At 72.5% G+C, this 26172-nt stretch carries 24 protein-coding genes; 15 read left to right on the plus strand and 9 right to left on the minus strand.

What is annotated here, in order from left to right:
* Positions 1 to 43: 43 nt before the first annotated feature.
* Both greA and FZ103_RS00915 read right to left on the minus strand, forming a co-directional pair.
* On the minus strand, positions 44 to 550 hold the full coding sequence (greA, locus tag FZ103_RS00910; protein ID WP_186355620.1) for a transcription elongation factor GreA: 507 nt from the start codon (positions 548 to 550) through the stop codon (positions 44 to 46).
* A 176-nt stretch (positions 551 to 726) separates the two neighbouring features.
* Positions 727 to 1143, minus strand: a complete 417-nt coding sequence (locus FZ103_RS00915) for a DUF4307 domain-containing protein (RefSeq protein WP_155998099.1) — start codon at positions 1141 to 1143, stop codon at positions 727 to 729.
* A gap of 174 nt (positions 1144 to 1317) precedes the next feature.
* On the opposite strand from FZ103_RS00915, the gene mca reads away from it, so the two are divergent.
* The 3 genes from mca (at position 1318) to FZ103_RS00930 (ending at position 4536) form a co-directional block, all read left to right on the plus strand.
* Positions 1318 to 2196: a mycothiol conjugate amidase Mca gene (mca, locus tag FZ103_RS00920; protein ID WP_186355621.1), complete on the plus strand. Its 879-nt coding sequence runs from the start codon at positions 1318 to 1320 to the stop codon at positions 2194 to 2196.
* Positions 2197 to 2201: 5 nt separating this feature from the next.
* Positions 2202 to 2459, plus strand: coding sequence for a hypothetical protein (locus FZ103_RS00925; protein ID WP_155998100.1), 258 nt, complete (start codon positions 2202 to 2204; stop codon positions 2457 to 2459).
* Positions 2460 to 2544: 85 nt separating this feature from the next.
* Entirely contained in the window at positions 2545 to 4536 is a 1992-nt protein-coding gene (locus FZ103_RS00930; RefSeq protein ID WP_155998101.1) for a thioredoxin domain-containing protein, read from the plus strand.
* Between the two features lie 54 nt (positions 4537 to 4590).
* Here the strand turns inward: FZ103_RS00930 and FZ103_RS00935 are convergent, their stop codons facing one another.
* Positions 4591 to 5964 carry a serine/threonine-protein kinase gene (locus tag FZ103_RS00935; RefSeq protein ID WP_186355622.1) on the minus strand — a complete coding sequence of 458 codons (1374 nt, stop codon included), beginning with the start codon at positions 5962 to 5964 and terminating at the stop codon, positions 4591 to 4593.
* Between the two features lie 190 nt (positions 5965 to 6154).
* On the opposite strand from FZ103_RS00935, the gene FZ103_RS00940 reads away from it, so the two are divergent.
* The 6 genes from FZ103_RS00940 (at position 6155) to FZ103_RS00965 (ending at position 12521) form a co-directional block, all read left to right on the plus strand.
* Positions 6155 to 6742 (plus strand): sigma-70 family RNA polymerase sigma factor, encoded by a 588-nt coding sequence (locus FZ103_RS00940; RefSeq protein ID WP_186355623.1) that lies wholly within the window; start codon positions 6155 to 6157, stop codon positions 6740 to 6742.
* A 129-nt stretch (positions 6743 to 6871) separates the two neighbouring features.
* On the plus strand, positions 6872 to 7633 hold the full coding sequence (locus tag FZ103_RS00945; protein WP_155998102.1) for an isoprenyl transferase: 762 nt from the start codon (positions 6872 to 6874) through the stop codon (positions 7631 to 7633).
* A gap of 378 nt (positions 7634 to 8011) precedes the next feature.
* Positions 8012 to 9280 carry a PhoH family protein gene (locus FZ103_RS00950; RefSeq protein ID WP_186355721.1) on the plus strand — a complete coding sequence of 423 codons (1269 nt, stop codon included), beginning with the start codon at positions 8012 to 8014 and terminating at the stop codon, positions 9278 to 9280.
* 195 nt (positions 9281 to 9475) lie between these two features.
* Positions 9476 to 11074, plus strand: coding sequence for an alkaline phosphatase (locus FZ103_RS00955; RefSeq protein ID WP_155998103.1), 1599 nt, complete (start codon positions 9476 to 9478; stop codon positions 11072 to 11074).
* 123 nt (positions 11075 to 11197) lie between these two features.
* Entirely contained in the window at positions 11198 to 11413 is a 216-nt protein-coding gene (locus FZ103_RS00960) for a hypothetical protein (protein WP_155998104.1), read from the plus strand.
* 448 nt (positions 11414 to 11861) lie between these two features.
* The gene (locus FZ103_RS00965) at positions 11862 to 12521 is read left to right on the plus strand and encodes a lytic transglycosylase domain-containing protein (protein ID WP_155998105.1); all 660 of its coding nucleotides are present in this window, start codon (positions 11862 to 11864) and stop codon (positions 12519 to 12521) included.
* Positions 12522 to 12704: 183 nt separating this feature from the next.
* Here the strand turns inward: FZ103_RS00965 and FZ103_RS00970 are convergent, their stop codons facing one another.
* Complete coding sequence (locus FZ103_RS00970; RefSeq protein WP_155998106.1) at positions 12705 to 14093, minus strand: class II fumarate hydratase; 1389 nt, start codon at positions 14091 to 14093, stop codon at positions 12705 to 12707.
* 476 nt (positions 14094 to 14569) lie between these two features.
* Complete coding sequence (locus FZ103_RS00975; RefSeq protein ID WP_343233319.1) at positions 14570 to 15184, minus strand: DUF1707 domain-containing protein; 615 nt, start codon at positions 15182 to 15184, stop codon at positions 14570 to 14572.
* Positions 15185 to 15370: 186 nt separating this feature from the next.
* Between FZ103_RS00975 and FZ103_RS00980 the strand changes: the two genes are divergently transcribed.
* Positions 15371 to 16420 carry an ABC transporter ATP-binding protein gene (locus FZ103_RS00980; RefSeq protein WP_155998107.1) on the plus strand — a complete coding sequence of 350 codons (1050 nt, stop codon included), beginning with the start codon at positions 15371 to 15373 and terminating at the stop codon, positions 16418 to 16420.
* Entirely contained in the window at positions 16417 to 17250 is an 834-nt protein-coding gene (locus FZ103_RS00985) for an ABC transporter permease (protein WP_155998108.1), read from the plus strand. Before FZ103_RS00980 ends, FZ103_RS00985 begins: the two co-directional genes overlap by 4 nt.
* Before the next feature lie 192 nt (positions 17251 to 17442).
* Here the strand turns inward: FZ103_RS00985 and FZ103_RS00990 are convergent, their stop codons facing one another.
* Positions 17443 to 18924 carry a DUF3352 domain-containing protein gene (locus FZ103_RS00990; protein WP_186355624.1) on the minus strand — a complete coding sequence of 494 codons (1482 nt, stop codon included), beginning with the start codon at positions 18922 to 18924 and terminating at the stop codon, positions 17443 to 17445.
* Between the two features lie 233 nt (positions 18925 to 19157).
* The gene (gene glpX / locus FZ103_RS00995; protein ID WP_155998110.1) at positions 19158 to 20189 is read right to left on the minus strand and encodes a class II fructose-bisphosphatase; all 1032 of its coding nucleotides are present in this window, start codon (positions 20187 to 20189) and stop codon (positions 19158 to 19160) included.
* Positions 20190 to 20329: 140 nt separating this feature from the next.
* On the opposite strand from glpX, the gene FZ103_RS01000 reads away from it, so the two are divergent.
* Positions 20330 to 20947, plus strand: a complete 618-nt coding sequence (locus tag FZ103_RS01000) for a TetR/AcrR family transcriptional regulator (RefSeq protein WP_186355722.1) — start codon at positions 20330 to 20332, stop codon at positions 20945 to 20947.
* 405 nt (positions 20948 to 21352) lie between these two features.
* A complete protein-coding gene (locus tag FZ103_RS01005; RefSeq protein ID WP_155998112.1) occupies positions 21353 to 21712 on the plus strand; it encodes a hypothetical protein in 360 nt (119 codons plus the stop codon).
* A 676-nt stretch (positions 21713 to 22388) separates the two neighbouring features.
* Here FZ103_RS01005 and FZ103_RS01010 read toward each other — a convergent pair.
* The gene (locus tag FZ103_RS01010) at positions 22389 to 23357 is read right to left on the minus strand and encodes a 4-hydroxy-3-methylbut-2-enyl diphosphate reductase (protein ID WP_155998113.1); all 969 of its coding nucleotides are present in this window, start codon (positions 23355 to 23357) and stop codon (positions 22389 to 22391) included.
* A 411-nt stretch (positions 23358 to 23768) separates the two neighbouring features.
* Here FZ103_RS01010 and FZ103_RS01015 point away from each other — a divergent pair, with 411 nt between their 5' ends.
* A complete protein-coding gene (locus FZ103_RS01015) occupies positions 23769 to 24395 on the plus strand; it encodes a hypothetical protein (protein WP_155998114.1) in 627 nt (208 codons plus the stop codon).
* 211 nt (positions 24396 to 24606) lie between these two features.
* Here the strand turns inward: FZ103_RS01015 and FZ103_RS01020 are convergent, their stop codons facing one another.
* Positions 24607 to 25005, minus strand: coding sequence for a hypothetical protein (locus FZ103_RS01020; protein WP_155998115.1), 399 nt, complete (start codon positions 25003 to 25005; stop codon positions 24607 to 24609).
* Positions 25006 to 25284: 279 nt separating this feature from the next.
* On the opposite strand from FZ103_RS01020, the gene FZ103_RS01025 reads away from it, so the two are divergent.
* Positions 25285 to 26124 carry a patatin-like phospholipase family protein gene (locus FZ103_RS01025; RefSeq protein WP_186355625.1) on the plus strand — a complete coding sequence of 280 codons (840 nt, stop codon included), beginning with the start codon at positions 25285 to 25287 and terminating at the stop codon, positions 26122 to 26124.
* Positions 26125 to 26172 lie beyond the last annotated feature (48 nt).

Here is a 26172-nt window from a genome sequence, read left to right on the forward strand (position 1 = left end):
GCCGGGCCGCCCCTTCCGATGTGCAGACCGCGAAACGGCGTCCCTAGGACGACTCGGAGCCGTAGGGGACGGCGTCGATGATCTCGACGGATGCGCTACGGCCGTTGGGGAGCGTGTAGGTGACGGTCTCGCCGATCTTCTTGCCGTTGATGGCGCTGCCCAGGGGCGAGTTCGGCGAATAGACGTCGATCGGCGCACCGCTTTCCTCCCGGGAGGCGAGGAGGAAGGTGACCTCTTCGTCGTCGCCTACGAACTTGATCGTGACGGTCATACCGGGACCGACGGTGCCCGCCTTCTGAGGCGCCCCGCCCACGCGCGCGTTGCGCAGGATGTTCTGGATCTGGGCGATGCGGGCCTCGATCTTGCCCTGTTCTTCCTTGGCGGCGTGGTAGCCGCCGTTCTCGCGGAGGTCGCCCTCTTCGCGAGCGGCTTCGATCTTGTCGGCGATCTCGATGCGACCAGTGCCCGTCAGGTGCTCCAGCTCCGCGTTGAGCCGGTCATACGCCTCCTGAGTCAGCCAGGTGACGTTGTCATCGCGGGTCTCGGTCACGGGAACTCCCTCGGTGCTACTAGTGACTGCGGCCGCTATCGGCCGTAGCTGAACTTACGAGATTATCACCGCGCCATTCGGACGGGCGGAACGAGAATCGCTGGTCCGCGCGGTGCGGCTGGAGGACGGACGTTATCGGGAGGCGGCCGATCCCGACGGCGGGCGGCAGGGCGGAACTACCTTGTCGGACTCTGTTCCCTGCAGGAGCCCACTTCTACCGCCGAAGCCTCACGAATCGTGTCAACGGTCGCGGTGACGTCTCGGATTCCCGCCTTGACGTCGACACTCGTCTGGCCGACCACCACGTGCCGGTTGTCGCGTGCGGTGATCACGCACTCGGCGGGCGCGTCGCTGTTCACCTGGAAGCTGATGCTGGCCTCCTGCGGCGATTCGACCCGCCACGCCACGACCTGCACTGAGACCCCGCCGGTGCCGCCGTAGCTCATCAGCGCATAGCCCCACCCCACGGTGAAGACGGCGGCGGCCAGCACCCCGACGACGAAGAAGACCGGGGTGTTGCCCAGGCGGCGCCGCACCCGCGACGCGGCGGTCTCGGTGTCGCCGGACAGGGAGCCGGCGGGGCGGTCGGGCATGCGGGAATCTCCGAACGTGGGGTCTACGTTGTCTAAGATAGCCCCGACCCGGGTCCATGCTGTCCCACCCCCGCCTCGCATGTCAGCGACGCGGGCGGCGCGGAGCCGGCCCAGCGGGGCGGACGCCTTTCCCGCCTACATTCCTCCACGCGACTACCCAAGGGGACCGTTCCGTTGTCCGAGCGTTTGCGGCTGATGGCCGTTCATGCCCATCCCGATGACGAGTCCAGCAAAGGCGCGGCCACCATGGTGCGCTATGTGAACGAGGGCGCCGAGGTGCTCGTCGTCACACTGACCGGCGGCGAGGCCGGCTCCATCCTGAACCCGGCGATGGACCGCCCCGAGATCCGCGAGAACATCGCCGAGGTCCGCCGCAAGGAGATGGCCGAAGCCCGCGAGATCCTCGGCGTGCACCAGGAGTTCAGCGGCTTCGTCGACTCCGGCCTGCCCGAGGGCGACCCGCTGCCGCCGCTGCCCGAGGGGTGCTTCGCGCTGCAGCCGCTGGAGACCGCCGCCGAGCCGCTGGTGCGCTCGATGCGCACCTTCCGCCCGCACGTGGTGCTCACCTACGACGAGAAGGGCGGCTACCCCCATCCCGACCACATCATGACCCACAAGGTCTCGGTCGAGGCGTTCGACGCCGCGGGCGACCCCGAGCGCTACCCCGGAACCGGCGAGCCCTGGCAGCCGCTCAAGCTCTACTACCACGTCTCCTTCCCCCGGGAGCGGTTCGAGCGCGTGGCGGCGCTCCTGCACGAGCGCGGCCTGGAGAACCCCTTCGCCGAGTGGCTGGAGCGGATGAAGGAGCGCAAGTTCCCCGAGTGGGAGATCACCACACAGGTCAAGTGCGACGAGTTCTTCGAGACCCGCGACCGCGCGCTGATCGCCCACGCCACCCAGATCGACCCCAACGGATTCTGGTTCGCGGTGCCGCTGGACATCCAGCGCGAGGCCTGGCCCTGGGAGGACTACCACCTCGCGCGCTCGCTGGTCGACACCGACATCCCCGAGGACGACCTCTTCGCGGGCGTCCGTGAGGCGGTGAGAACATGAGCACCATGAACGCCCTGGCAACGCTGGCCTCCGACGCGCCGGCCGCCGACACCATCACGCCCGGCGTCCTCGGCTTCATCGCCATCGCCGGCATCGGCCTGGCCCTCTACTTCCTGATGAAGTCGATGCGCAAGCGCCTGGCCGCCATCCAGGTCGAGCCCGACGCCCCGGCCGAATCCCGCGCGGACGCCCGGTCGCCCGGCCGCGCCGCCTCCACCGAGTCGCCCGACTCCGAACCGGGCCCCACCGCGCCCTCGGCCTGATGCCGCACCGCCGCCCGGCCCGAGCCGAGCCGGCCGGGCGGGGCCGCGGTGGTATCGGCGGGGGGTGGGCGGGCAGAGTGGGGGTATGCCGAACCGTCTCGCCGAAGCGACAAGTCCCTACCTGCTCCAGCACGCCGGAAACCCCGTCGACTGGTACCCGTGGGGCGAGGAGGCCTTCGCCGAGGCCCGGCGCCGCCAGGTGCCCGTACTGCTGTCGGTGGGCTACTCCGCGTGCCACTGGTGCCACGTCATGGCGCACGAGTCCTTCGAGGACCCCGCCACCGCGCAGATGATGAACGCGGGGTTCGTCAACATCAAGGTCGACCGCGAGGAGCGCCCCGACGTCGACGCCGTCTACATGGAGGCCACCCAGGCCATGACCGGCCAGGGCGGCTGGCCCATGACCGTGTTCCTCACCCCCGACGGCGCCCCCTTCTACTGCGGCACCTACTTCCCCCGGGAGCACTTCCAGCGCCTGCTCACGGGTGTCTCGCGGGCCTGGTCCCAGGAGCACGAAGGCGTGCTGGAGCAGGGCCGGCGGGTCGTCGAGGCGCTGAGCGGGCCGCGGTCGGTGGGCCGCGGCAACGCGCCGGGCCCCGAGGTGCTCGACGAGGCCGTGGAGCTGCTGGCCCGCGAGTACGACGACGCCAACGGCGGATTCGGCGGCGCCCCCAAGTTCCCGCCGTCGATGCTGCTGTCTTTCCTGCTGGCCCAGCACGCGCGCACCGGATCCCAGCGCAGCCGCGCCATGGCCGAGCACACCGCCGAGGCCATGGCCCGCGGCGGCATCTACGACCAGCTCGGCGGCGGGTTCGCCCGCTACTCCGTCGACTCCCGCTGGATCGTGCCCCACTTCGAGAAGATGCTCTACGACAACGCGCTGCTGCTGCGCGCCTACACCCGGCTGTGGCGCACGACCGGCGACCCGCTGGCACGGCGGGTGGCGCTGGAGACCGCCGACTGGATGGTCTCCGACCTGCGCACGCCCGAGGGCGGGTTCGCCTCGGCGCTGGACGCCGACACCGAGGGCGAGGAAGGCCGCTACTACGTGTGGACCCCCGCCGAGCTGCGCAGCGCCCTGGGCGACGAGGACGCCGCCTGGGCGGCCGAGCTGTTCGGCGTGACCCGCGAGGGCACCTTCGAGCACGGCTTCTCCGTGCTGCGCCTGCCCGAGGACCCCGACGACCCCGGCCGCTACGAACGGGTGCGCGCCGCGCTGCTGGGCGCCCGCGCCAAGCGGGTGCGGCCCGACCGCGACGACAAGGTGGTGGCCGCCTGGAACGGGTTGGCCGTCGCCGGCCTGGCCGAGGCCGGAGCCCTGTTCGAGCGGCCCGACCTGGTCGCCCACGCCGAAGCGGCGGCCGACCTGCTCGCCCGGGTCCACGTCCGCGGCGACCGGCTGCTGCGCACCTCGCGCGACGGCCGGGCCGGCCAGAGCGCGGGTGTGCTCGAGGACTACGCCGACGTCGCCGAGGGGCTGCTGGCGCTGCACGCCGTCACCGGCGGCCCCGAGCGCGTCGCGCTGGCCGGGCGGCTGCTCGACACCGTCCTGGAGCACTTCGGCGACGAGGAGGGCGGCTTCTACGACACCGCCGACGACAGCGAGGCGCTGTTCAACCGCCCGCAGGACCCCACCGACGCCTCCACGCCCTCCGGCCGGTTCGCCGCGGCGGGCGCGCTGCTGTGGTACGCCGGGCTGACCGGGTCGGCGCGCCACCGCCGGGCCGCCGACGAGGCGCTGGCGGTGGCCGTGCCGCTGGCGCGCAAGGCGCCGCGCGCGGCGGGCTGGGGGCTTGCGGTCGCCGAGACACTGCTGGCGGGCCCGCTGGAGATCGCCGTGGTGGGGCCCGCCGACGACCCCGCGACGCGGGAGCTGCACCGCACGGCACTGCTGGAGGCGCCGTTGGGAACCGCCATCACCCGCGGCGACGGCGGTTCCGCCGAGGTGCCGCTGCTGGAGGACCGGCCGCTGGTCGGCGGAGCGCCCGCGGCCTATGTCTGCCAGGGCTTCAGCTGCCGGCTGCCGGTCACGACGCCGGCCGCCCTGAGCGAGCAGCTGGCGGACGCGCGCCGGTGATCACCGGGTCCGCCGCCTCGGGGCGGGGCCGGCGGAGGACGGGCGCCGGGCCGGTCAGTGCGCCAGGTGCGTGGCGGCGATGATGCGGTCGATCACCTCGGGGCGGTTGCCGGGCTGGCGGACCTCCAGGTAGAGCGTCGTGTCGCGGTGCCGGCCGGCCAGCGCGGCGACGGCGACCGCGCCCGGCTGCCCCGGGCAGGAGGGCCACTGGCGGATCTCGCCCGACCAGTCGGAGTCGGTGAAGCCGCGCTTCTCCACCGGTCCGCTGCAGGGCGCTCCGCCGAGCAGGGAGTCGAGGTCGTGGCCGGTTCCGGGCAGCAGCGCGGCGAAAACCCCGGCCACCGCGGCCTGCGGGTCGTCCCAGTCGTCCAGGTCGGTGGCCACCAGTACCCCCGAGGCCCGGTCGGACTCGACGGCGCTGGGCACCGCCCGGCCGTTGTGGAACTGCTGGGCCCAGCCCTGGGGCACGGCCAGGTGCAGTTCGCCGCCCGCGTAGCGGACCTCGGTCAGCACGGGGGTGGTGGAGGCCGCGGCTCCGGTCGTACCGGCCAGCAGCAGGGCCAGCGTGGCGGCAGCGGCCGCGCTGCGCCGCCAGGCCGAGCGGTGGCGGACCCACCACGGCAGCTCCGAACGCAGGTCGGGGGTCATGCGGATGGCCCGGATGCGGTCGGTGAAGGCCTTGGCGTCGGGCGGCCGCGCGGTACGGTCCTCGGCGAGCGCGGACATGATCAGGTCGTTCAGGGCCCGCGGCGTCCCCGGCCGCAGCCGCCGCGGCGGCACCCGTACCGGCGGAGCCGGCGGGCGGCGCCCGGTGATCAGCTCGTAGGCGACGGCCCCCAGCGAGTAGACGTCGGCGCGCACGTCGAGGTCGCCGCCGGGGCCGCGCTGCTCGGGGGACATGTAGCCGGGGGTGCCGGCGGCGGCGGTGAACCCCGACGCGCCGTCGATGCTCTTGGCGAAACCGAGATCGGCCACCAGCACGCGCTGGCCAACGGGCGAGGACTGCAGGAGTACGTTGGAGGGCTTGATGTCGCGGTGGATGGTGCCGTGGCGGTGGAGGACGGTGACACCTTGGCCGATTTCGGTCAGCAGCCGCAGGGCCTCGTCCAGCGGAAGGGGGCCCTTGGCGATCAGGTCGGCGACGCTGCCCTGGTCGGCGTAGGGCATGACGAAGTAGGGCCGCTCGTCGGGGAGCGTCCCGATGTCGTGCACTCTGATCAGCCAGGCGGAGTCGGCCTGGCGGAGGATCCGGGCCTCCTCCATGAAGCGGTGGTGCACGTCGAGCTGGTGCGCCCAGTTCTCGGCCAGGACCTTCACGGCCACGGGGGTGTCCAGCCGGTCGTCGTGCGCGAGCCATACGGTCGCGAACGAGCCCGAGCCGAGATGCCGAATGACGCGGTATCGGCCGAAAGTGTCCGGTTGTGCCACAGGTAGTGCCTTACCAGTGCCGCAGGGGCCAAACGTGGGGACGATTCCGTGCGCAGGGCCGCAAAGCGGCTGCGGAGCCGCCCGGCGCCCCTACGCGTCGAAAGGGGATGTGAACCTCATAGTGGGGGATGGACGTGTAACACGTGTAGCCGGGCAGACGGGCGATACATATTGCAGGGAGCTGTCAGCCGTGGAAAACAGTGAGAAGGGCGAGGGGCCCCGCCGATCGGCCGCCAGGGTCGACGACTCCCTTGAGGACCTCGCGCTGCGGGCGCGCGACGGCGACTCCGCAGCGCTCGACGACCTGCTGCGCAGGATCCAGCCCGAGGTGCTGCGGCGGTGCGCGCGCTTCCTCCCCTACCGCCAGGACGCCGAGGAGGCGTGCCAGGACGCACTGCTGCGCGTCGCCCGCAACATCGGCGGATTCAAGGGCGATTCGCTCTTCACGACATGGCTCTATACGGTGGTTTCGAACTCGGCGCGGCAGACCTACCGGTCGATGAAGCGGCGCTCCGCGGAGCTTCCCACGGAGTCCGACCGCCTTCCGCACCAGCGCGACCCCCGTACCACCAGCGTCATCGCCGGTTCGCGGATCGACCTGCTGGAGGCCCTCGACCAGCTCGAACGGGACCGCCCCAATCTGGTCGCCCCGCTGGTGCTGCGCGACCTGTGCCAGATGGACTACAAGGAGATCGCCGCCGAACTCGACCTCGCCCTGGGCACGGTGAAGTCCCGGATCCACGAGGGGCGCAAGCACGTGCGCGCGTCGCTGCAGTGACGGATTCCGACGAATCGCCCTAGGCTGGACACGTTGGCGCGCATGCTCAAGGTCGCTGCGCCGGAGTGCGGTGACATGGACGGGCGCGCGCCGCGCCTGTCCCCCGAACGCGGCGAAAGGTAGCGTCCAATGGGGCTCCGTGACCCCCTGTACTGGCTGTACGAGCGCCGGCTGGAGCGCTCGCTCGGCACTTTCGAGATACCCCGCCATGTCGGCGTCGTCCTGGACGGCAACCGCAGATGGGCGAGGATCAGCGGGCTCGCCAACGTCCAGGAGGGGCATCAGGCCGGAGCCGAGAAGATCTTCGAGCTGCTGGGCTGGTGCGACGAGGTCGGCGTGCAGGTCGTCACCCTGTGGCTGCTGTCCACCGACAACCTCTCGCGCCCCCGCGAGGAGCTCGAACCCCTGCTGAAGATCATCGAGAACACGGTGTCCCGGCTGCGCCGCGAAGGCTGGAACATCAACCCGATGGGGGCCCTGGACCTGCTGCCCGACTCCACGGCGCGGGTGATGAAGGAGGCGCACGCGGCCACATCCGGAAACTCCGGCCTGATTGTGAATGTTGCGGTCGGGTATGGAGGAAGGCGTGAGATCGCTGATGCGGTACGGTCGCTCCTCCTCGCGGAGGCGGCCAAGGGCACCAGTCTCGAAGAGCTCGCCGAGCGACTCGACCTGGAGCACATCGCCGAGCATCTCTACACGCGTGGCCAGCCCGATCCGGATCTCCTCATCCGCACCTCGGGCGAGCAGCGACTCTCCGGATTCATGCTCTGGCAGAGCGCACAGGCGGAGTTCTACTTCTGCGAGGTCTTCTGGCCGGCCTTCCGCAAGGTTGACTTCCTGCGCGCGCTTCGTGCCTATGGCGCACGCAACCGGCGTTTCGGCTCCTGAGCCGTCCCCGCACCACTGGATCGGCCGCACCGCCCCGCGTCCGGAACGGAGGAACAGCAGCGTAACGGGGTGTTCACATGCCGTGCGGCCCGGGGGCCTTGCTCTTTCAGGGGAGCCGGGTACCGTCGGATGCAGTGGGCGGTGCCCATCCGCTCACTCGGGAGGCCCCGAGCATTTGAGGTCCTGGCCAGTGGCGGAGCTCATGGTGACGAGGGCCGGTCCCGGCCCTCGCGGGGCTGGTCCCGGTCCTTGGTATCCCGTGAGACCAGGGCGCCCAGCCGCGCCCAAAGGGGAGAACGAGTGGCTAGTTCCGCGACCCACCTGCGTGCCGACGACACTCCCGACCTGGCCGACCGAGGGGGCGAGCGGCGCACCTACGTGCTCGACACCAGCGTCCTGCTGGCCGACCCCGCCTCGATCGGCCGGTTCGCCGAACACGCGGTGGTCCTGCCGATAGTCGTCATCACCGAGCTGGAGAGCAAGCGGCACCACCCCGAACTGGGCTACTTCGCACGTGAGGCGCTGCGCCGGTTGGACGGCCTGCGGGCCGACAACGGCGGCCTCGACGACGACGTCCCGGTGAACGACGAGGGCGGAACGCTGCGGGTGGAGCTCAACCACAGCGATCCGTCGATCCTTCCGGCGGGGTTCCGGCTCGGCGACAACGACACCCGCATCCTGACGGTCGCCCGCAACCTGCAGGCGGAGGGCGGCGACGTCGTCCTCGTGAGCAAGGATCTGCCGATGCGGATCAAGGCGTCGTCGATCGGCCTGGCGGCCGACGAGTACCGCGCCGAGCTCCCCATCGAGCACGGGTGGACCGGCATGGCCGAACTGGAGGTCCCCGCGCACGAGGTCGCGGCGCTGTTCGAAGGCGACGGCACCGCCGACATCGAGGCGGCGCGCGATCTGCCGTGCCACACCGGACTGGTGCTGGTCTCCGAGCGCGGCAAGGCCCTGGGCCGGGTGCTCCCCGACAAGTCGGTCAAGGTCGTCAAGGGCGACCGCGACGTCTTCGGCCTGCACGGGCGCAGCGCCGAGCAGCGCATCGCCCTCGACCTGCTGACCGACCCCGAGGTCGGCATCGTCTCCCTGGGCGGCCGCGCCGGCACCGGCAAGTCGGCCCTCGCGCTGTGCGCGGGGCTGGAGGCCGTGCTGGAGCGCGGCCAGCACCGCAAGGTCATGGTCTTCCGGCCGCTGTACGCGGTGGGCGGCCAGGAACTGGGCTACCTCCCCGGCACCGAGAACGAGAAGATGTCGCCGTGGTCCCAGGCGGTGCACGACACCCTCTCGGCGGTCACCACCCAGGAGGTCATCGACGAGGTGGTCGACCGCGGGATGCTGGAGGTCCTGCCGCTGACCCACATCCGCGGGCGCTCGCTGCACGACGCGTTCGTCATCGTCGACGAGGCGCAGTCGCTGGAGCGGGGGGTGCTGCTGACCGTGCTCTCGCGCCTGGGCGAGAACTCGCGCGTCGTGCTCACCCATGACATCGCCCAAAGCGACAACCTGCGGGTGGGGCGCTACGACGGCGTCGTGGCCGTGGTCGAGAAGCTCAAGGGGCACCCGCTCTTCTCGCACATCACCCTCACCCGGTCCGAGCGGTCCCCGATCGCCGCGCTGGTGACCGAGATGCTCGAAGGCTGACCCGCCCCGGCCGCCGCCGCTGCGCCTCGGACACAGCGGCGGCGGCCGGCCCGGTCTCCGGCCGCGCGCGGATCGGGGCATCGGACGCGGGCCCGTCCGGTGGCTGGGGCGGCATCCGGCGTTAATCCGCCGTTCGCACCGCCGCGCGGGCGGTGCGGTAGAACCGTGGGCGACCCGCCGCACCCAGGAGGTCTGATGCCCGCGTTCCCCCGACCGGATCGAACCCAGGACCCCGACGACTCCCCGGCCTTCCCGTCCTCAGCCGCCCAGCGCCTCGACCGGCGCTCGGTGCTGCGCTACGGCGCCGTCGGGCTGGGCGCCGCCGCCGTCAGCGCGGTGCCGGCCGCCCCCGCGTTCTCCCACGGCCGCAACCGCCCGGAACTCACCCACGGCCTGCAGTTCGGTGATCCCCGAAGCGACGGCGCGGTGGTGTGGACCCGCGCCGACCGGCCCGCGCGCATGGTCGTCGAGGTCGCCGACCGCCCCGACTTCAAGCACGCCCGCACCCTGCGCGGGCCCTGGCTCACCCCCGGCACCGACGGCACCGGGCGCGTGCGCATCCGCGGCCTGGAACCGGGCCGCGAGGCCTACGTGCGGGTGCGCGCCGAGTCCGGCCGCGCCTCCAGCGAGGTGCTGGAGGGCTCCTTCGGCACGCCCGGCGGCGGGCGGCCCATCCGCTTCGTGTGGGCGGGCGACGTCGCCGGCCAGGGCTGGGGGATCAACCCCGAGATCGGCGGCATGCCGATCTTCTCGGCCATGGCCGATCGGGAGCCCGACTTCTTCCTGCACAGCGGCGACGCCTGCTACGCCGACGTGCCGCTGCAGGAGCGCGTGGAGCTGCCCGACGGGCGCGTCTGGCGCAACCTGGTGACCGAGGCCAAGTCCAAGGTGGCCGAAAGCCTGGACGAGTTCCGCGGGCAGTACGCCTACAACCTGCTCGACGACTCGCTGCGCGGCTTCGCCGCCCGTGTCCCGCAGATCGTGCAGTGGGACGACCACGAGGTGGTCAACAACTGGTACCCGGGGGAGGTGCTGGAGGACGACAGGTACCGCGTGCGCCGCGTGGACGTGCTCGCCCGCCGGGCGCACCGGGCGTTCCACGAATGGCAGCCGATCGTCGCCGCCGAGGCGGTCGACGGCCGGATCTTCCGCAGGATCGGCTACGGCCCGGACCTGGACGTCTTCGTCATCGACATGCGCCCCTACCGCGACCCCAACTCCGCGGGCACCGGCGGGTTCGAGAACATCCTCGGCCGGCGCCAGGCGGACTGGCTCCTGCGCGAGATGGCGCGGTCGCGGGCCACGTGGAAGGTCGTGGCCTCCGACATGCCCATCGGGCTGGTCGTGCCCGACGGCGAGCTGATCGAGGGCGTGGCCAACGGCGCGGACGGGCGGCCGCGGGGGCGCGAGTCGGAGCTGGAGCGCGTGCTGCACGGGCTGCACCGCCGCGGGGTGCGCGACGTGGTCTGGCTGACCGCCGACGTGCACTACACCGCGGCGCACCACTACTCGCCCGATCGGGCCGCGGCCCGGGAGTTCACCCCGTTCTGGGAGTTCGTCTCCGGTCCGCTGCACGCCGGCGGCTTCGGTCCCAACCGGCTCGACCCCACCTTCGGGCCCGAGGAAGCGTTCGTGCACGCGCCGCCGCGGGCCAACTCCTCGCCGCTGGAGGGCTTCCAGCACTTCGGCGAGGTCGAGATCGACCCCGCGAGCAAGGAGCTCACGGTATCCCTGCGCGACGGACAGGGCGACGCGCTCTGGACGAAGACGCTCACCCCCGAATGCCGCGGCTAGCCCTCGCGGCGCGGCTTCGACCGCCGCCACCTGCTCGCGTCCCCGCCCCGGTCGCACCGGCGACCGGGGTGGACGCCGTCTGCGGCCTATGGGAAGCTGCAACCGTTTGCGGAGGGGGCGTTGATGGAGACACCGACGCGCGAGTGCTGCGCGCTCACCGACTGCCCGTGGTGCAACCGCACCGACCTCGCCTGCCACTACTGCGGCGGCGGAGGCCGGTGGTCGCCCGAACGTCCGGTCACCGACGGTAATGGCATGATCACCTGGGAGCGCGTCGAGGAGCCGTGCCGCATGTGCGCGGGCACCGGCAAGGAGCACCGCCACCTGCCGCTCGACTGACCGCGGGCCGCGCAGCGCCTCTGCCGCGGCCGGGGATCGGGGCAGTGACGATCACCACCGCGGTGACGCCCGGTAACCGCCCGGCGCGCCCGTCCCGCCACGCGCGGACATCGCCGCAGGAAACCGCGGTACCGCCCCACCCCAGGTCATCCCATGTCCGGATTTCCGCGGATAACCGAGTGCAGTGTGAACTACGCCATATCCGAAACCGTGTTACTCGGTCGTGATCATGCGGCAGGGTGGGTGCCGTTGTAAAAGGAGCCCTTGGGGCGCGTGTGGCGGACTTTTTACTCCCCTGACATCCACGCGGTGTTCTCCCCGAGCGGGGCCGGCCGGCGGTCGACGACCATGCACACCCCCGCTCCCCCCTTCGATCAGTGCGGAGACCCAGGGCACAAGCTCGATCGCGCACGCACCGCCGGGTGCGCGACTGGCGAAAGGGCGATTGTTGCTACTCAACCGGATCTCGCTGCGGATCGCGGCCGCCGTCGGCTCGGCGGCGGCGGTCGCCGGTGGGGCGTTCGCCGTCACCGCCTTCGCGTCCCAGGGGGGCGGCCCGGAGCAGAGCGCCGCGGTCGTCGTCCCCGACGCGGCGACCGGCTCGCAGCAGTTCTTCGCGGGCGCGGAGCAGATCTCCGACCAGCAGCTGAAGCAGCAGCGCGACGAGGTCCGCGACCGCCTCGCCGACGTCACCGGCGGGGTGAACGTCTCGGCGACCACCCAGGAGGAGAAGAAGGAGGAGGAACCCGAGGAGCCGGCGGACACCGGTTCGGGATCCGACTCCGGCTCCGGTGGGGCGGCGGTCTCCGGCGACCCCAAGGCCATCGCCCGCTCGATGCTGGCCGACTACGGTTGGAGCGCGGACCAGTTCTCCTGTCTGGAGCCCTTGTGGGAGAAGGAGAGCGGCTGGGACCACACCGCCCAGAACCCCAGTTCGGGCGCCTACGGCATCCCGCAGGCGCTGCCCGGCAGCAAGATGGCCACGGCCGGGTCCGACTGGCAGACCAACCCCGCGACCCAGATCGAGTGGGGCCTGGGCTACATCGAGGACCGCTACGGCTCCCCGTGCGAAGCCTGGAGCCATTCCCAGGCCAACGGCTGGTACTGACAGCCCCCACTGCCACCGAGCCGCCTCGGCGGCTCGCCGTCCGCGGCCCCGGGCCTCCCCTCTCGCCCGGGGCCGCGCCATCGTCCGGGCCGCGGGTGCCTGCGGAGGTCCGACGCGCACACGAAGGCCGCGGCGCCCCGGCGACCCGGGGCGCCGCGGCCCGGTGAACGGCTGCGGCGGTACCTAGCGGGAGTTGGTCATCCCCAGTACGTCGAGGGCCTCGTCCAGCTGCGCCTCGGTCAGCTTGCCGTCGTCGATGTAGCCGCGCTCCAGCACCACCTCGCGGATGGTCTTGCGCTCGGCCAGGGCCTGCTTGGCGACCTTGGCCGCCTCCTCGTAGCCGATGTAGCGGTTGAGCGGGGTCACGATCGAGGGGGAGGACTCGGCGTACTCGCGGCAGCGCTCCTCGTTGGCCTCGATCCCGGCGACGCAGCGGTCGGCGAAGACCCGCGAGACGTTGGCCAGCAGCCGGATCGACTCCAGCACGTTGCGCGCGATCATCGGCAGCTGCACGTTCAGCTCGAAGTTGCCGGCCGAGCCGCCGAAGGCCACAGCGGCGTCGTTGCCCACGACCTGCGAGGACACCTGGAGCATGGCCTCACACAGCACCGGGTTGACCTTGCCCGGCATGATCGAGGAACCGGGCTGCAGGTCGGGCAGCATGATCTCGGTGAGCCCCGTGCGCGGCCCCGAACCCATCCAGCGGATGTCGTTGGCGATCTTGACGTAGCCCACGGCGATGGTGCGCAGCTGGCCCGACAGCTCCACCAGGCCGTCGCGGGCGCCCTGGGCCTCGAAGTGGTCGCGCGCCTCGGTCAGCGGCAGGCCGGTGGCCGAGGCGATCTCGGCGATCACCTTGGCGGCGAAGCCCTCCGGCGTGTTGATGCCGGTGCCCACAGCGGTCCCGCCCAGGGGCAGCTCGGCGACGCGCGGCAGCACCGCCTCCAGGCGCTCCACCCCGTGGCGCACCTGCGCCGCGTACCCCGCGAACTCCTGGCCCAGGGTCACCGGGGTCGCATCCATCAGGTGGGTGCGCCCGCTCTTGACGACGGTCGCGAACTGCTCCGCCTTCGCGCCGAGCGCGCCCTCCAGGTGCCGCAGCGCGGGGATCAGGTCGTTGACGACGGCCGAGACGGCGGCGATGTGGATCGAGGACGGGTAGACGTCGTTGGACGACTGCGAGGCGTTGACGTGGTCGTTGGGGTGGACTGCGGCGCCCAGGCGCTCGCTCGCCAGCGTCGCGACCACCTCGTTGGTGTTCATGTTGCTCGACGTGCCCGAGCCCGTCTGGAACACGTCGATGGGGAACTCGCCGTTCCACCGGCCCTCGGCGACCTCCAGCGCGGCCTCGCGGATCGCCTTGCCGAACTCGTCGGGGATCACCCCGAGCTCCGCGTTGACCTTGGCCGCCGCGGCCTTGATGTGGCCGAGGGCCGAAACGTTGGCGTGCTCCAGGCCCTGGCCGGAGATCGGGAAGTTCTCCACGGCGCGCTGCGTCTGGGCGCGCCACTTGGCCTCGGCGGGGACCTTGACCTCACCCATCGAGTCGTGCTCGATGCGGAATTCGCTCATCGTTGAAAGACACCTCCACAGAAACCTGCACCCAAGAGTGCCAGACTCCCGGTCGGATCCGGGCGGCAACCCCGCGCAGCCTGCGCCTACGTCCTGTTTAAGAAGCCGGACACCACAGCGGCTGCGGCAATGGGGCTGGTTGCGCGAAGCGCCCGCCCGTCACCCGCCACCGCCCCAACGGAGGCGCTTCGCGCCACGCATCTATTCAGAGCCGGCTTGCCGCCGAGCGCACGGCGCACTTTTGCGCCGGAGGCCCGCCACCGGTGGTGCGGCTCCACCTGGGAAGAACTGCGTGCGCTCGGCGGCAAGCAAGCAGGTGACGCGAAGCGTCTCCGATGGGGTGGCGGCGGGCTGACGGGCGGGCGGATCGCGCTGCGCGAGGCGCACCCATTGCCGCAACCCCGATGGTCACCGCCCCAGGTGGCACCCGGTGGGTTCCTGGAAAAACCAGCGCCCCCGCTGTTCTTAAACACGGCCTAAGCGCCTCCGCGGCGCTGCCGCAGCTGGGCGAGCGGGCCGCGCCGGCGGCCCAGCAGGCCGCGGCGGCGGGGCGTACGGACCCGGACCGCACCCAGCAGCGAGAACCCGGCGATCTCCAGGACCGGCGGGTCGCCGCGGCGCGGGGGCCGCACCGCCGACCTGCGCAGCGCGAGGAGGGACCGGCCGCGCATCCGGATCTCGACCCCTTCGGGCACGGTGATCTCGATGCGCCCGAAGACGCTGACGGCGGTCAGCCGCACGTGGTCGCGCATCAGCAGGGCATCGCAGAGGTCCAGTTCCAAGGTGGCGCCGACGGCCAGCGCGGCCTCGTTGGGGCGCACCACCCAGCGCCCGGCGCGCCGCCGCGCGGAGAACAGCGCGGTCGGCGGGGCCTGGTCCATCCGGATCGGCTGGCGGTCGGGCGGCAGCAGGTCGGCCACCGCACCGGGCAGCTCGCCCAGCGTCCGCGCGCGGTAGACCCGGTCGGCGCGCTCCTCGAACTCGGCGATGTCCAGCCGGCCGTCCTCGACGGCGGCGCGCAGCGCATCCACGACCCGCTCCCGATCGGTGTGGGAGGCGCGGATGCGGGCGGGGGACAGGCCGTCGTTCACCCTCTCCACGGTAGCGCCACGCCGGTGCGCGCGAGCGGGAGGCACCCCGCGCCGGTGTGCGCGCCGGCGGGCGGCCGACCGGGGATGCGCAGGGCGTCCGGGCCGGTCGGCGGCCTGGGAGGAGCCCGCGTCCGCAGGAGCGAAAAGAAGTGGATAATCGTCTTAGCCCGCTCCTACGGTTGAGACATGTCGTTATCGGGACACCGCCATCCGCCCGGCCCGGCCGAACCGTCCGACCCCGACGGTCCGGAGGGGTCACTGGACCTCTCGGTGCCGGCCGACCCCGCCGGGGCGGCCGCCGCGCGACCGCGCGCCGGCGCCGATCCCGGCGCTTCCGCGATCGCGCTCCGCGAGGTCGTCAAGCGCTTCGGCGCCTTCACCGCCGTCGACGGGCTGAACCTGGAGGTCCCCGCCGGCACCGTTTTCGGACTGCTCGGCCCCAACGGCGCCGGCAAGTCCACCACGATGAAGATGCTCACCGCGCAGAGCCGCGCCGACTCCGGCGAGATCACCGTGCTGGGCCACCCCGTCCCGCGGGCCTCCAAGCGCGCCCGCGCCGAGATGGGCGTCGTCCCCCAGCACGACAACCTCGACGAAGAGCTGACGGTCCGCGAGAACCTGGCGGTCTTCACGCACCTGTACCGGGTGCCGCGGGCCCGCCGCGCCGAGGCCGTCGACCGCGCGCTGCGCCTGGCCCATCTCGAGGACCGCGCCGACCTCCGCGCCGACAAGCTCTCCGGCGGTATGCGCCGCCGGCTGCTGATCGTGCGCGGCCTGGTGCACCGCCCGCGCCTGGTGCTGCTCGACGAACCCACCGTCGGCCTGGACCCCCAGGTGCGCCAGGAGCTGTGGGGGCTGATCACCGCGCTGCGCGCCGAGGGCGTCACGGTGCTCATGTCCACCCACTACATCGAGGAGGCCGAGCGCCTGGCCGACGTCGTGGCCCTCATGGCCAAGGGCAGGATCGTGGCGCGCGGCGTCCCGGCCGACCTCATCGCCCGCTACGCGGGCTCGACCGTCGAGGAGTTCCCGATCCCGCCCGGGCCCGCCGCCGCGGAGATCGAGGAGCGCATCGCCGCGGCCGGGCTGACCACCCGCCGCACCGGGGCCACGCTGTCGGTGCTGCACGCCGGCGAGATCCCCGACTCCCTGCGCGACTCGCTGGGAGCCGGCAGCGCCCGCGCGGGCAACCTCGAAGACGTGTTCGTCACCTTGACCGGGGAGCGTGTGGAATGAGTGCCGACACCCGATCGGCGGAGCGCCCGGCCGCGGCGCCGGGCCCCGCCGCGAAGGCGCCGCCGGGCAGGTTCGAACTCGCACCGATCGCCGGCGTCCTGGCCCGCGAGTGGGCGCTGTACCGGCGCAGCTGGAAACCCACCACATTCGCGTCGGTGGTCGAGCCGGTCATCATGCTGCTCGCCTTCGGTGTCGGACTGGGCTCGCTGGTGGGCGCGATCGGCGGCTACGAATACATCCACTTCCTGGGCACCGGGATCGTGGCCACCTCGGTGCTGTTCACCTCGATGTTCCCGGGGCTCATCGACACCTACGTGCGCCGGGTCTTCCAGCACACCTACGACGGCATGCTGGCCGCGCCCGTGGACGTGCGCGAACTCGTCACCGGCGAGGCGAGCTGGATCGCCTGCAAGGCCGGCGTCTACGGGTGCGCGCCGCTGGTGGTGGCGATCGGGTTCGGGCTGCCGGCGTCCTGGGCGATGCTGCTGGTGCCGGTCATCGCGTTCACCACCGGGTTCGGGTTCGCGCTCACCGGTATCTGGATGTCGGCGGCGGTGCCCTCGATCAAGACGATGGACTACATCATCTCCGGGGTCATCACTCCGCTGTTCCTCATCGCCGGAACGTTCTTCCCGATCGACACGCTGCCCGCCTGGGCGCAGGTCGTCGCGAAGATCAATCCGCTCTACCACTGCGTGGAGCTGGTGCGCGGCACCGCGTTCGGCCTCGACCCCGGCACCGCCGCCGGCCACTTCGCCGCACTTATCGCCTTCGTCGCGGTCGTGTGGTGCCTGGCGGTGTTCCAGATGCGCCGGAAGCTGATCGACTGAGTGCGGCTGGCCGCAGACCCGCACGGCCGAAGCGCTGCGCCGGCCCCGCGCGGGGCCGCCCGCGCGCGGCCGGGCGCTCCCGCCCGGTCCGCCACCGGCGGCGGGCGACCGCGGGACCGGGCCCAGACGCGCCGCAACCCCCGGCTCGGATGACCGGCGGGGGTTGCGGCGCGAAGCGGAGCCGAGCCTCGGCTACCCGCCGTTGGGCGCCCACCGGGCGATCATGGACACCCGCTCGGCGTCGAAGGTGATCGTCGCCCCGACGGCGCCCCACTGCTCGGGCGCCTCCTCCTCGGCGCTCTCGGCGAACGGCCGCAGGTCCAGGTACATCCCCATGTGGGCGTCCGCGGTGCCGGCCATCGTCTGGTTGAAGACGGGGTCGTCGCCGAGCCGCCCGGTACCGGTCGTGCCCGAGGTCGCCACGGTCACCGAACCCTCGGTGCTCACACCGGGGGGCGAGGTGTAGGAGCCCGCGTACATCCGCGCGATGGCGTCCTCCACGGCGGCGGAATCGGCGCCGTCGGCGCGGTACTGCAGGGACGGGGCGCTGGTCGACCCGCCGAAGAACTGGTCGAGGGAGCCGCCGAGATCGGTGACGCCCAGGGCGGTGCGCTCGCCCAGCAGGCTGGTGAGCCCGTCGGGCATGGTCAGGCCGAGGTCGGCCATCAGCCCGTCGAGGTCGGCGAACTGATCGGGGTTGTCCTCGTAGGCCTGCCCGACCATGTCGGCGATGCCGGCGCCGCTGAACCCGAAGACGGTGTCGTCGGGCAGGTCGCCCATCAGGTGGAGGCCGGGCTCGGGCAGCTCGTAGTCGGCGGTGGAGACGCCGTCGACGCTCACGTCGAAGGTGTCGCCCCGCAGCTCGACGAACTCCGGCTCGATCCGCAGGCCCATCGCCAGGCGGCCCGTGACGTCCTCGTACTGCTCCAGTGCGGCCAGCGGGTCCGGCTGCTGGATTCCGCCGTACTGGTCGAGGCCACCGCCGTAGGGGTCGGACTCGGCGCTCTGGGCGGCGAGGGAGACCATCCGGCCCAGGTCCATCCAGGCCGAGGCGAGGTTGCCGCTGCCGAGCGACTCCATGTCCTGGACGTAGGTGTCGTTGTCCTCCATGGTCCCGCTGGAGTCGACCTGGGCTTCAAGGTCGCTCAGGGCCGCGGAGTTGGGGGTGAGGATGGCGAAGTCGTCGCGCACGTCGAAGACCGTCTCGCCCGGGTCTTCCGACTGGCTCTGCAGGTCCGCCAGGGCCTGCCGGGCGGCGTCCTCGTCCTCGGCCTCGATGGCGAGCGCCACGGCGGCCCCCGAGTCGTCGACGGCGGCATCCTCGTTGTCGGGCTGCCACATCGCGACGCCGAAGTTGCGGCCCAGCCAGGGTTCGAAGTCCTCTTCGTAGGTCATGCCCTCGACGCCGGAGCTTTCGAGGAGCGATTCCACGATCTCCTTCGCCGGGTCGGCCTCGGGATCGATCTCGCTGCGCATGGACTCGGGGAGCCGGTCGACGAACTGGGCGTAAGCGGCCAGCTGGCCGCCGTCGGGCTGCAGGTCCAGTTCGGCGAAGACGATCGAGGAGGCGGGCAGCACCGACTCGGGCTGGGATCCCACGAAGACGTTCTGGGCCACGGTGTTCGCCGCCCACACGGTGCCGGCCATCAGCACCACACCCAGTCCCGCTGCCACGGGGACCATCCACATGCGGCCCGAACGCCGCGGCGCACCCGGCGCCGGCATGTAACCCGCCCCGGCCGGGGGCGGTGGGGGCGGGCCGCCGCCGGGCGGGCCCGGGGCTCCCCATGACGGCTGATTGGGGGGATCAGGGTAGGACATCGAACCTCCGCAGCAACGTACTTGTCCGGCTACGAAGGTACCAATGCGCAATCGGCCGATTGCCGCCGATTCGTGAGGTCACCGGCTCATTCGGGGCCCGCGGCCGAGGAGAAGTCGACGCCGCTGAACGCGGCGAGCTTGGTCAGCCGGTGCTCGCTGCGCACCTGCCGGACGGTGCCGGTGCGGCCCCGCATGACCAGCGAGTCCGTGATCGCGCCACCGGGTTCGTAGCGCACCCCGCCCACGAGCTCGCCGTCGGTGATGCCGGTGGCCGCGAAGAACACGTCCTCGGAGGAGACCAGATCGTCGGTGGTGAGCACCCGGTCCGGATCGTGCCCGGCATCGCGCGCCTTGCGGCGCTCGTCGTCGTCGCTTGGCCACAACCGGCCTTGGATGACCCCGCCCAGGCACTTCATGGCGCAGGCCGCGATGATCCCCTCGGGCGTGCCGCCGATCCCCAGCAGCAGGTCGACCCCGGTGCCCGGGCGCGCCGCCATGATGGCGCCGGCCACGTCGCCGTCGGTGATGAACTTGATCCGCGCGCCGGCCTCCCGCACCTCGCGCACGATGTGCTCATGGCGCGGGCGGTCGAGGATCACCACCGTGACGTCCTGGGGCGTGGCCCCCTTGGCGCGCGCCACGGCCCGCACGTTCTCGGCGATGGGGGCGGTGATGTCGACGGCGGCCGCCGCCTCGGGTCCGGCGGCGAGCTTCTCCATGTAGAAGACGGCGGAGGGGTCGAACATCGAATGGCGGGGCGCCACCGCCAGCACCGAGATGGCGTTGGGCATGCCCATCGCGGTGAGCCGGGTGCCGTCGATGGGGTCGACGGCGACGTCGCAGTCGGGCCCGGCCCCGTCGCCGACGGACTCGCCGTTGTAGAGCATGGGGGCGTTGTCCTTCTCGCCCTCCCCGATCACCACGGTGCCGTGCATCGACACCGTGCTGATCATGTGCCGCATTCCCCGCACCGCGACGCCGTCGGCGCCGTTCTTGTCGCCCCGGCCGACCCAGCGGGCCGCGGCCAAAGCGGCGGACTCGGTGACCCGGACCAGTTCCAGCGCCAGGTTCCGGTCGGGCGCATCCGAGGACTCCGGCGGTGCGGTGGGAATGCTCATGGGTCGACCCTTCCAAGACGGCTGCGCGCCACCGGGACGCGGTCGGTCGTTTTGGGACAAGCGTAATCACCTGACGTAATGTCGACCTAGGCGGGCCGACGGCACGCCGCCACGGAAAGGACGGTAGGCCGACGTTGACTGTGGACAAAGCGCAGAAACCCGTCCGGATCTCCCACCGCGGAGCGGCCACGCGCAGCGCCCTGCTCAGCGCCGCCGCGCACGTGTTCCGGACGGTGGGCTTCGCCCGGGCGGGGGTCAGCGAGGTCGTCGAGTACGCCGGAGCCAGCGTCGGCAGCCTCTACCACCACTTCACCGGCAAGGCCGACCTGTACATGGCGCTGTACGAGGAGTACCAGCAGCGCCAGCAGGAGCGCACCCACCAGGCGGTCTCCCGCGCCCGCGCGCAGGGCGAGACCGACCCGACGCGGCTGATGTACATCGCGGCGCGCGCCTACCTGGACGGCTCGATCGAGGAGCGCGACACCACCCTGCTGTTCTTCTCCGGAGACGGCCCGCCCGGGTTCGAGTCGCAGTTGCGCGAGCGGCTGCGCGAGTGGACCGACCGCAACGTGGCGCTGTTCCGCAAGGCCGACGAGCCGGTGGACGAGGCCCTGCTCATGGTCGTCAGCGGGGCGATGCTGGTCGCGGTCACCGAGGTGGTGCGCCGCAGCGACGCCGACGCCCGGCGCCTGGCCGATGACATCACCTCCCTGCTGTCGCGGCTGGAGCCGCGGGAGAGGCGGGAGCGGGCGGGCTGAGCCGCGATCGCCCTCCCGGGCACAGCCGCGGGGCGGCCGATCGCAGGCCGCGGAATCCGCGGGCAGGCGTGCACAGCCGAATCGCCGTTCCAGCCAAGCCGGAATACGATCGCGGGGTTGCGCGACGTGCCGCGGATCCGGCGCCGGACGCGGCGGCCGTCCGATCCCGCGCATCGGGCATTCACCGAATCCACCCGCTCTGAACTGGTATGATGCGGTCGCTGTCGATTCTTGGAGAAATCGGGAAACGGGGACCGGGCAGCCGAACCGGCGCATCCGCCGATACTCCCGCCGTATTCTCCGCGGTTTCCGCCGCCGTTTAGGCGCTCTTGAGATCGGGCGGGGTATGCCGGTGTTCCCAGCCATTCGATAAAGGTCGTACACAGCACAGGGAGTCGGCAGCAGATGCTTGAGGAGATCATCGACCGCATCAAGGGCATGTTCCAGGGCGCCGCGGAATCGGCGGCCGAGGGCGCCGCCACCGCCGCGCAGGACGCCGGCGGTGCCGTCACCGGGGCGGCCGGAGAGTTCACCGGAGCGGCCGAGGGCGCCGCCGCAGATGCGGGCGCGGCGGCCGAGCAGGCGGGAGGTGCGGCCGGGGACGCGGCCTCCGAGACCTCCGAGGGCCTCCAGCAGGCGCAGGAGACCGCGACCGGGGTAGGCGACCAGGCCGGCGGCCTCCAGGACACCGCCCAGGAATCGGCGCAGGGCATCCAGCAGAACACGCAGGAGGCGGCCGCCGAGCAGTTCCCGCAGGAGCGCTGACCCCGCCCCGCCGGCACCCGGCGAACCCGCGCCCGGTCACCGGCTGCCGCCGCGGCTACGTCTTGTTTAGGGACCGGTCACCACAGAGGTTGCGGCAATGGGGCTGTGCTGCGCGAATCCCACCCGTCACCCGCCGCCGCCCCTAACGGAGGCGCTGACGCGCCGCGAGTTCATCGTGCCCGTCACCCGCCGCCGCCCCTAACGGAGGCGCTGCGCACCACGAGCCCATCGTGCCCGTCACCCGCCACCGCCCCTAACGGAGGCGCTGCGCGCCACGTACTTGTTCTGCGCCGGCTTGCCGCCGAGCGCACGGTGCACCTTTGCGCCGGAGTCCCGCCACCGGTGGTGCGGCTCTATCCGACAGGTACCGCGTGCGCTCGGCGGCAAGGAAACAAGTGACGCGAAGCGTCTCCGTTGGGGTGGTGGCGGGCTGACGGGCGGGCACGTGACGCGAAGCGTCTCCGATGGGGCGGTGGCGGGCTGACGGGCGGGCGGGCCGCGCTACGCGAGGCGCACCCATTGCCGCAGCCCCGATGGTGGCCGCCCCAGGGGGTGCCCGGTGGGTCCCTGGAAAGCGGCGCCCCCGCCGTTCTCACCGGCTCGGCAGGTGAGGCGCGATGCCGCCGACGCGACGCCCCCTCGCCGGCGGTTCCGCGAGCGCATCGGGCGACGAAGCCTAACCCGCGGCCTCCGCGCGCAGGTCGCGGCGCAGTTCCTTGGGAAGCGAGAACGTGAGGCTCTCCTGCGCGGTCTCGACCTCGTGGACGTCCTCGTAGCCCGAGCGCGCCAACCGGTCCAGCAGTTCCTGGACGAGCAGGTCGGGTACTGAGGCGCCGCTGGTGACGCCCACGGTCTCGACGCCCTCCAGCCACGACTCCTCCATCAGGGAGGCGTTGTCGATGAGGTGGGCGCCGGTGGCCCCGGCCTCCAGCGCGACCTCGACCAGCCGCACCGAGTTGGAGGAGTTGTCCGACCCCACCACGATCACCAGATCGCACTCGGCGGCCATCTCCTTCACGGCGTCCTGCCGGTTGGAGGTGGCGTAGCAGATGTCGTCGCTGGGCGGGTCGAGCAGGTTGGGGAACCGCGAGCGCAGTGCCTCGACGGTGGCGTTGGTCTCGTCCACCGAGAGCGTGGTCTGCGACAGCCACGAGACGTTGTCGGGGTTGCGCACCTCGACCTTGTCGACCTCGTCGGGGCCGTCGACGATCTGAATGTGCTCGGGCGCCTCGCCGCTGGTGCCCTCGACCTCCTCGTGGCCCGTGTGGCCGATGAGGATGATGTCGCGGTCCTCGGAGGCGAAGCGCTTGGCCTCCTTGTGCACCTTGGTCACCAGCGGGCAGGTGGCGTCGATGGTCTTCAGCTGCCGCCGCTCGGCCTCCTCGTGCACCTTCGGCGCGACCCCGTGGGCGGAGAACACCACGATTGCGCCCTCGGGGACCTCGGAGGTCTCCTCGACGAAGACGGCGCCGCGCTTCTCCAGCGTGCTGACCACATGGGTGTTGTGCACGATCTGCTTGCGCACGTAAACGGGCGCGCCGTACTGCTCCAGGGCCTTTTCGACCGTGACGACGGCGCGGTCCACGCCGGCGCAGTAGCCGCGGGGCTTGGCGAGCAGGACACGGCGGCGGTTCGTCGCAGTCATGCCCCCATCCTAAGGGCCGCTCACCGTGGCGGGTCCGGGGCGGGGCGGTGCCGGACCCGGTGCGGCGGACCGGCGGGGCTCGCGGCCTGCCCCGTTGCCGTCTGCGCAGGTGGGAGGCCGCCGGCGCGGCCGGGGTCGGCGGGTGCGGACACGGCGGCGGCAGGTGACCCCGGGATAACGGTCAGCGCTCGTTTCCGTCGCGACGAGGCGAAACCATTCACATTCGGCGCACTTCCGGCGACGCTTGCTCCTCTATTCTTGATGGACCTGTGAAACCCGAGTCCGCCGCGGCGGCGTCATAACACGCGGGACGGGATAGACGAGAAGTCTGCTACGTGTACCGTCCGAGTCGAGCCCGCGGGGCGGCCGCAGCCCCGCCCTTTGACGAGAGCATCAGGAGCCCCCAGTCTCATGTCGAATCCGTCCATCGCCAGCAAGCTGATGTCCATGGTCAAGGGCATCTTCGGACAGAAGGAAGAGGCCGCCGACTCCAGTGCGCGGTCCGCGACCGCAGAGCAGAGGACCCAGGCGGGTGCGACCGAGAGCACCACCGCCACGGCCAACGCCACCAAGACGGCCGCGCCGGCCGAGGAGAAGGCCCCCGCCGAGGAGCCGGCGTCCGCACCGGCCGCCGACAAGGCCGACACGGCCCCCGCCGAGCAGGCGAGCGACGCGCCCGCCGCCGAGGACAGCGTCAAGGCGGTCGAGGACGACGACGCCGGCGACCGCTCCCACCTGGTCACCCCCGAGGAGCGGGCCGCCGTCGCCGACGAGCTCGCCGCCGCCGAGGCCACCACCCAGGAGTCCGACGACTCCGTCCTGGAGGACGTCCGCCGGCAGGCCGCCCCCTCGGCCGAGGAGCTTCCGGTGCCCGGCTACGACGACCTCTCCCTGCCGTCGATCCGGGCCCGCCTGCGCAAGCTCACCATCGAGCAGGTCCGCGAACTGCGCGCCTACGAGGTCGCCCACGGGGAGCGCCCGGAGTTCGTCAAGATGTACGACAACCGCATCGCCAAACTGCAGAGCGAGGGCCAGTAGGGCAGGCGCCACGCGCCGCGGAAGGCGGCGGCGCGGCCCGGCGCGGCGCACTCCCAGCGCCTCGCGCCCACAACCGCATGCTCGGCCGACCGGGACCGCTCGCGGCCCCTGCTCTCCGGCTGCCCGCCGACCGGTCCGGACCCGGCACCGAGGCGGTGGGAGTTCAGGCCGCCGGGGGAGAGCGGTGCGGCTGCCCGTCCGGCAGCCGTGATCAGCCCCGGAGGTCCTCCACCCGCGCGCCGGCCCCGTCGACGGGGAGGGCGTCCCGCAGCGGACCGCCGCCCGCGCCGTAGCGGCCGCCGGCGGCCCCGGCGAGCACCTGCTGGAGCTCCGCGGCCAAAGCCGGCTCCTCCTCCATGCGTCTGCGCAGCCGCTCGCGCCACAGCGCCTCCGCCCCGGCGCGCACCGCAGGCCTGTCGGTATCGGACGCCGCCGCGATGTCGACGCGGGAGCGCTCCAGCTCCTCGGCCGCCCGCTCCGGTCCGCCGTTCGCGCCCCGGCCCAGCAGCCCGGCCAGCCGGTCGCGCAGCGCGGCCCAGCCGTCGGCGGTCATGGCCTGCACCACGGCGGTGGCGGCCGAGGCGGCCAGGGCGGCGATCTGCTCGTGCACAGCGGCTCCAAGACTGAGGCGGCTACAGCAAGCACACTAGACAAGCCCGCGCAAGGCCGGAAAGCCCGTGCGGCACGGGCAACGCGTATCGGCGGCGTGCCGGTCGGCGTCGCGCCCGCGCACCCGCAGGGCCGGAGGTGCAAACCCTCCCGGGCTGGCCGCACTCGGCCATGCGCGCGGCCGGAAAGCCGCGCCGGCCCGGGGGTCCGGCGCCCCGGGCATGGCGGCACCGCGCAACGGCTGAGAGAGTGGCGGCATCGGATTGCGGAAGGGGGCTGAGTGGGTCGCGCACTGGTATTGGGCGGCGGAGGCATCACCGGAATCGCCTGGGAACTGGGAGTCCTCGCCGGACTCCATGAGGCCGGGATCGACCTCGGCGGCGCCGACACCGTCATCGGAACCTCCGCGGGATCGGTGGTCGGCGCGCAGATCTCCTCGGGCGCGCCGATCGAGGACCTCTACGAGCGCCAGCTCCGCCCGCCCGAGGCGGAGCGCGCGGCGCGCGTGCACGCCGGCGTCCTCGCCCGCTGGGCGTGGGCGTTCGTGCGCGAGCGCGACCCGCGCCGGGCGCGCGCCCGCATCGGCCGGATGGCCCACGCACGCTCGGGGAGTTCGCTGACCGAGCGGCGGCGCGTCATCGCCTCCCGCCTGCCCGCCGCCGAGTGGCCCGGCACCGACCTGCGGATCACCGCGGTCGACGCGCGTACGGGCGAGCGCGCGGTGTTCGACCGCGCGTCGGGAGTGGCACTGCTCGACGCGGTCACGGCGAGTTGCGCGGTGCCGGGCGTGTGGCCGCCCGCGCTGATCGGCGGCCGCCCCTACATCGACGGCGGCGTCCACTCCCTGTGCAACGCCGACCTGGCCGCCGGCAGCGACCGCGTCGTGGTGCTCGCCCCGATCCCCCGCGGCGGAGGGCCGCTCCCCGGTCCCGCCGACGACCTCGCCGCCCTGGAGGCCTCGGGGGCGCGCACCGCCCTGGTCGCCCCCGGCGCCGACGCCGTCGCGGCCATCGGACCCAACGTCCTCGACCCCGCCGCCCGCGCCCCATCGGCCCTGGCCGGCCGCCGCCAGGCCCCGGAGGTCGCCGAGCGGATAGCGCAGGTGTGGGACGGGGCGTGAGGCTCCGGCACAAGCGGCCGGCGCATCCGCGCGGGCTCGCGCCGTCGA

Source organism: Streptomonospora sp. PA3 (assembly GCF_009728995.1).
Taxonomy (GTDB): Bacteria; Actinomycetota; Actinomycetes; order Streptosporangiales; family Streptosporangiaceae; genus Streptomonospora.

Coding starts and splice junctions, on each gene's coding strand:
- FZ103_RS00915 (WP_155998099.1), bottom strand. CDS start 1,143: ATGCCCGACCGCCCCGCCGGCTCCCTGTCCGGCGACACCGAGACCGCC.
- FZ103_RS00925 (WP_155998100.1), top strand. CDS start 2,202: ATGAACGCCCTGGCAACGCTGGCCTCCGACGCGCCGGCCGCCGACACC.
- FZ103_RS00930 (WP_155998101.1), top strand. CDS start 2,545: ATGCCGAACCGTCTCGCCGAAGCGACAAGTCCCTACCTGCTCCAGCAC.
- FZ103_RS00945 (WP_155998102.1), top strand. CDS start 6,872: ATGGGGCTCCGTGACCCCCTGTACTGGCTGTACGAGCGCCGGCTGGAG.
- FZ103_RS00955 (WP_155998103.1), top strand. CDS start 9,476: ATGCCCGCGTTCCCCCGACCGGATCGAACCCAGGACCCCGACGACTCC.
- FZ103_RS00960 (WP_155998104.1), top strand. CDS start 11,198: ATGGAGACACCGACGCGCGAGTGCTGCGCGCTCACCGACTGCCCGTGG.
- FZ103_RS00970 (WP_155998106.1), bottom strand. CDS start 14,093: ATGAGCGAATTCCGCATCGAGCACGACTCGATGGGTGAGGTCAAGGTC.
- FZ103_RS00980 (WP_155998107.1), top strand. CDS start 15,371: ATGTCGTTATCGGGACACCGCCATCCGCCCGGCCCGGCCGAACCGTCC.
- FZ103_RS00985 (WP_155998108.1), top strand. CDS start 16,417: ATGAGTGCCGACACCCGATCGGCGGAGCGCCCGGCCGCGGCGCCGGGC.
- glpX (WP_155998110.1), bottom strand. CDS start 20,189: ATGAGCATTCCCACCGCACCGCCGGAGTCCTCGGATGCGCCCGACCGG.
- FZ103_RS01005 (WP_155998112.1), top strand. CDS start 21,353: ATGCTTGAGGAGATCATCGACCGCATCAAGGGCATGTTCCAGGGCGCC.
- FZ103_RS01010 (WP_155998113.1), bottom strand. CDS start 23,357: ATGACTGCGACGAACCGCCGCCGTGTCCTGCTCGCCAAGCCCCGCGGC.
- FZ103_RS01015 (WP_155998114.1), top strand. CDS start 23,769: ATGTCGAATCCGTCCATCGCCAGCAAGCTGATGTCCATGGTCAAGGGC.